Origin of the sequence: Ligilactobacillus acidipiscis DSM 15836 (assembly GCF_001435755.1) — a bacterium.
Classification (GTDB): domain Bacteria; phylum Bacillota; class Bacilli; order Lactobacillales; family Lactobacillaceae; genus Ligilactobacillus; species Ligilactobacillus acidipiscis.
The window spans coordinates 1-2,543 of the sequence record NZ_AZFI01000223.1 but is presented as its reverse complement, the minus strand read 5'-3'; the positions used below and the strand labels follow the sequence as shown (position 1 = coordinate 2,543).

The 2,543-nt window shown below is 38.4% G+C and carries 2 protein-coding genes and 2 pseudogenes; all 4 read right to left on the bottom strand.

The annotated features are described in order from the left end of the window. Positions 1-81: 81 nt before the first annotated feature. Positions 82-330 (bottom strand): annotated as a pseudogene (locus FC65_RS12075) (SDR family oxidoreductase); the annotation flags it as partial. A 193-nt stretch (positions 331-523) separates the two neighbouring features. After that, positions 524-1,414 carry a cation diffusion facilitator family transporter gene (locus FC65_RS10065; RefSeq protein ID WP_010498835.1) on the bottom strand — a complete coding sequence of 297 codons (891 nt, stop codon included), beginning with the start codon at positions 1,412-1,414 and terminating at the stop codon, positions 524-526. A gap of 87 nt (positions 1,415-1,501) precedes the next feature. Further along, positions 1,502-1,810 (bottom strand): ArsR/SmtB family transcription factor, encoded by a 309-nt coding sequence (locus tag FC65_RS10060; protein WP_035631397.1) that lies wholly within the window; start codon positions 1,808-1,810, stop codon positions 1,502-1,504. A gap of 178 nt (positions 1,811-1,988) precedes the next feature. After that, positions 1,989-2,525: pseudogene (locus FC65_RS10055) on the bottom strand (NAD(P)H-hydrate epimerase); the annotation flags it as partial. Between the last annotated feature and the right edge of the window lie 18 nt (positions 2,526-2,543).

Below are 2,543 nucleotides of genomic sequence, written 5' to 3'. Positions count from 1 at the left end.
GGTAAAATTATGAATAATCCAGGATTAAGAATTTTTTATTTCTTCAATTAAAAGTTTTTGTAAGTTAACTGTTCAAGCTCTCTAAAAGTTAGTTGTCCAGCCGCCATCAACTACTAATTCTTCGCCAGTCACAAGATTTGATTCATCAGAAACTAAATAAGGATAGGCATAATCAATATCACTATCTGCTACAAAGGGCGGTAAAGCAACCTTCCCATCATAAGCCTTGCCCATTTTATCCTTAGTTTTAATGCCAGCTTTCTGTGCCATCCTTGTAAATGTTGAACCAGGATGAACTGAGTTGACCCGGAGATGATTTTTGCCAAATTTCTGAGCAGTAAATTTCGTTAGCGAGCGAACAGCACCCCTATCTGCGCTATATGCTACACTCCAACCAGTAGTAGTACCTCACCAACAAACGCTCCAATAGAAGCGGAAGCGCTTTTAAAAGTAAGAATAAAATGAGTTCGCCATTATCCTGTATGCAGCTCATTTTAGTAATAGTTAAATTATTCCTAATTTACTAAATTTTAGTCTCGCAGTGCTCTTTGTCGCAAGTTTCCAACTGCACTGTAACGTGCCCAATTTGAAACTTTTCTTCGACTCCATTTGTTATCTGATCGAGTGTTTTAAAATAATCTGCCTTCTGATCGATCTCAATATGGGCAGATAAGGCAGTTTCAGTCGTTGATAACGGCCAAATATGCAGATCATTGATTGCTACTACATGCGCAAATCCTAATAAATATCCTTCGATATCAGCACTTTCTAACCGCTGCGGTACAGCATTAGTAGACATTTCAAAAGATTCTTTTAAAACACTCCATGACTCAAACAAAATAAACAAAGCAGCAATAATTGAAATTGTAGGGTCTAACCAATCCCAGTCAGTGAGACTAATGATCAAACCTGCTGCAAAAACAGCTACACTCAGCAAAGTATCTCCGAAAAAATGCCAAAAGTTAGACCGATCATTTAACTCTTTACTGCCATTCATCAAAACTGCGGTAAGACCATTGATCACTACACCACTCAAAGCAACTACTGCAACCAGCCATCCGACAGGCTGAGAACCCGCTGACTGAGTAGATAAACGAACTATTGACTCCCAAATAACAATACCTAAACTGACAAATAAGATCACTGAATTGATCATAGCCGACATGATAGTGGTGTTATAAAAACCGTAAGTATGACGCTTAGTTGGTTTCTTATTCATTAAATAAATGGCTATCAAAGATATTACCAAAGATAACACATCCGCCATATTGTGTACCGCATCGGTCACCAAAGCAATCGAATTAGCGACCCCACCAAAAATAAACTCTACTATGATAAAAACAATATTGAGCGTGATCCCGATCTGATACTTTCTGCTAGTTAATTTGGCTTTGTTCAGCCTTGTCTCATTCATGACTGTCACCCCTCATATTTTTATACCTGTGCATCAAAAATACAGGAAAGATGTATTGCGGTGCAACCTGCCTTCAGACATACCTTTTTATTCAATATGTTGGACATGTTCCATGACACTATCTAAAATGCTCAAAACATGACGATCATCCAGTTCATAAAAAACTTGCTTACCGATCCGCTCACTGGCAACTAAATGGTTGTTCCTTAAAGTTGCCAGTTGATGTGATACCACGGATTGTTCCAGATCCAACTGTTCCGCGATCATCGAAACATTCTGTTTGCCATCTTCTAAAACGTACAAGAGTTTCATTCGAACCGGATTACTCAAACTCTTAAATATTTGTTGTGCTCGAACAGCATCATTGTCGTTTAGCTTACTAACTCGCACATGCATTCCCCGTCCTTTTTATATGTCATATGTTACATATATCATATGAAACGGATACAAAAAAATCAACTAATAACACTTCTTTTTTTAATGCAGAGCAAAAATTGCCAAGTATTTTAATTTATTCTTCTTTTTAGTCATAAAAAGGACTATCGAAAAAGCGACAGTCCCAGACATAGTTTTGCTATTCTTCGTAGTGGTCATCTAAATAGATCCCGATATCATCGATAAAAATTTGACCAGTATAATCTTGTGCACCTTGTTTGACCATACCATCTTTGACATAGGCCAAAGTTGAAGTACTGGTTGCTTTAATGGCTGTCCCCATCACTTGACCAGTATCGCCATTTAGTCCCGATGGAATGTCGATCGCATGGATCTTGACCCCTGAGGCATTGGCGTGATCAATGACTGTGGCAAAGTCGCCACTAACATTACGCGAAAGACCACTGCCAAATAATCCATCAACTATCATAGTGTATTTGCTAAAATCTTCATCCAAGAAGACCTGCTTTACATTATAATACTCACAGATCTTAAGCTGTTTTTCCATTTGCTCGCTACGATGTTTAGGCTTACCCACTAATAAAATACTGGTATCAAAACCGTGTGTTTCTAGCAGACGTGCAACTACTAAAGCATCCCCGCCATTATTCCCGCTGCCTGCAATGACTAGAACTTTAGTTAAATCAAGCACATCATTTGCCAACATATCTTCATACGCGTGGTGCTAGTTCGT

Coding starts and splice junctions, on each gene's coding strand:
- FC65_RS10065 (WP_010498835.1), bottom strand. CDS start 1,414: ATGAATGAGACAAGGCTGAACAAAGCCAAATTAACTAGCAGAAAGTAT.
- FC65_RS10060 (WP_035631397.1), bottom strand. CDS start 1,810: ATGCATGTGCGAGTTAGTAAGCTAAACGACAATGATGCTGTTCGAGCA.